We start from the raw sequence: 2470 nt of genomic DNA on the forward strand, positions 1-2470 counted from the left end.
CCGTCTCCTTGGTCACCACGACCTTGGCGACGTCGTCGCGGCTGGGGATGTCGTACATCACCGGCAGCAGCACTTCTTCCATGATGGCGCGCAGCCCGCGCGCACCGGTGCCGCGGTGGATCGCCTGGTCGGCGATGGCCTCCAGCGCGTCGTCGGTGAACTCCAGCTCTACCCCGTCCATCTCGAAGAGCCGGGTGTACTGCTTGACCAGCGCATTCTTCGGCTCGGAGAGGATCTTGACCAGCGAGTCCAGGTCCAGGTTGGTCACCGAGGCCACCACCGGCAGCCGGCCGATGAACTCCGGGATCAGCCCGAACTTGATCAGGTCTTCCGGCATCACCTCAGCGAAGTGGTCGGTGGTGTCGATCTCGGCCTTGGAGTGCACCTCGGCGCCGAAGCCCAAGCCGCGCTTGCCGATCCGGTCGGAGACGATCTTCTCCAGCCCGGCGAACGCACCCGCCACGATGAACAGCACGTTGGTGGTGTCGATCTGGATGAACTCCTGGTGCGGGTGCTTGCGGCCGCCCTGCGGGGGCACCGACGCCTGGGTGCCCTCCAGGATCTTCAGCAGCGCCTGCTGCACGCCCTCCCCGGAGACATCCCGAGTGATCGACGGGTTCTCGGACTTGCGGGCGATCTTGTCCACCTCGTCGATGTAGACGATGCCGGTCTCGGCCCGCTTGACGTCGTAGTCGGCGGCCTGGATCAGCTTGAGCAGGATGTTCTCCACGTCCTCGCCGACGTAGCCCGCCTCGGTGAGCGCGGTGGCGTCGGCGATCGCGAACGGCACGTTGAGCATCTTGGCCAGCGTCTGGGCCAGGTAGGTCTTGCCGCAGCCGGTGGGCCCGAGCATCAGGATGTTGGACTTGGTCAGCTCGACCGGCTCACCGGTCTTCGAGTCCCGGTTCTTCTCGCCGGCCTGGATGCGCTTGTAGTGGTTGTAGACGGCCACCGCCAGCGTCCGCTTGGCGGTGTCCTGCCCGATGACGTAGCCCTCCAGGAAGTCCCGGATCTCGGCCGGCTTGGGCAGTTCGTCGAGTTTGACGTCGTCGGCGTCGGCGAGTTCTTCCTCGATGATCTCGTTGCACAGGTCGATGCACTCGTCGCAGATGTAGACACCCGGACCGGCGATCAGCTTCTTGACCTGTTTCTGGCTCTTCCCGCAGAACGAGCACTTCAGCAGGTCACCGCCGTCTCCGATGCGCGCCATGATGCGTCAGAACCTACTTCCTGTTCGCCGTCTCGTGGTCGGGGGCGGGACCGGGCTGGCCCCTGTCGGGTGTTACGCCCCGACGCTACCTGCTACCTGCACTGCGACGCGACCGATAGGGCCGAATCGCGTTCTTGATATTTCATCGATATTCATCTTGTCCGCCAGGTGAAAGATATCCCCTGACCCGGCCGCAGCGCGGCGTGACGCGCTGGCTTTTCTCAGGCGTGTCGCCTCCGTTACCCGACCCCGAGGCTACCGACCGGTCCCGCCTACAGTGGCGAGGGTGGGGTTCGCCGTGCCCGACGATACCGTGCTGACCAGTGATGGCGGCCTCGCCACCGAGCTCGAGGCGGGTGGTTTTCGCCTCGCCGGCGACCCGCTGTGGTCGGCGCGACTGCTCGCCGACGCGCCGCAGGCGATCGCCGCCGCACACGAAGCCTTCTTCCGCGCCGGGGCGGTGATCGCCACCACGGCCAGCTACCAGGCATCGTTCGACGGGTTCGCGGCGCACGGCATCGGCCGCGACGACGCCACCCGGCTGCTGCGGCGCAGCGTCGAGCTGGCCCGCTCGGCTGCGTCGACCGCGCCGTCCGGCGGCGACCGGCGGTGGGTGGCGGCGTCGATCGGGCCGTACGGCGGCGCCCTGGCCGACGGCTCGGAGTACCGCGGCCGGTATGGGCTGTCGGTGCCGCAGCTGACGGCCTGGCACCGGCCTCGGCTGGAAGTCCTGGCCGCCGCGGGGCCCGACGTGCTGGCCTGCGAGACCATCCCCGACCTGGACGAGGCCGAGGCGCTGGTGGGGCTGGTCGCCGAGCAGGCGCTGCCCGCCTGGCTCAGCTACACCATCGACGGCGACCGCACCCGGGCCGGTCAGCCGCTGGCCGAGGCGTTCGCGGTGGCCGCGGGCGTGCCGCAGATCGTGGCGGTCGGGGTCAACTGCTGCGCCCCCGGCGACGTGCTGCCGGCGATCGAGATCGCCCGCTCCGTCACCGGCAAGCCGGTCATCGTCTACCCCAACAGCGGTGAGCGCTGGGACGACGGGCGCTGGGTGGGCCGCCCGTCCTTCACCGCCGACCTGGTACCGGGCTGGGTCGCCGCCGGCGCCCGGATCGTCGGCGGCTGCTGCCGAGTGCGGCCGGCCGACATCGCGGCGGTGGCAGACGTCGTTGACGGTGCGCCCACGCAGTCCTAGGTAGTGGTACCCGCTGGGTGGGCGCAGAGTGCACGCCCGAGGCAGGCGGAAGTCTGGGCCGGGGG

Annotated in this window: 2 protein-coding genes; one reads left to right on the top strand and one right to left on the bottom strand. The window is 69.2% G+C overall.

Translation table 11 applies throughout. The features are described from left to right. Window positions 1-1210: ATP-dependent Clp protease ATP-binding subunit ClpX (gene clpX / locus AC2VNT_RS14880; RefSeq protein WP_486947588.1), on the bottom strand; the 1210-nt coding region annotated here is incomplete at its 3' end. 286 nt (window positions 1211-1496) lie between these two features. Between clpX and mmuM the strand changes: the two genes are divergently transcribed. Beyond that, window positions 1497-2405 (top strand): homocysteine S-methyltransferase, encoded by a 909-nt coding sequence (mmuM, locus tag AC2VNT_RS14885; RefSeq protein ID WP_486947589.1) that lies wholly within the window; start codon window positions 1497-1499, stop codon window positions 2403-2405. Window positions 2406-2470 lie beyond the last annotated feature (65 nt).

The sequence above is a fragment of the Mycobacterium sp. TH-M15 genome (assembly GCF_057473705.1).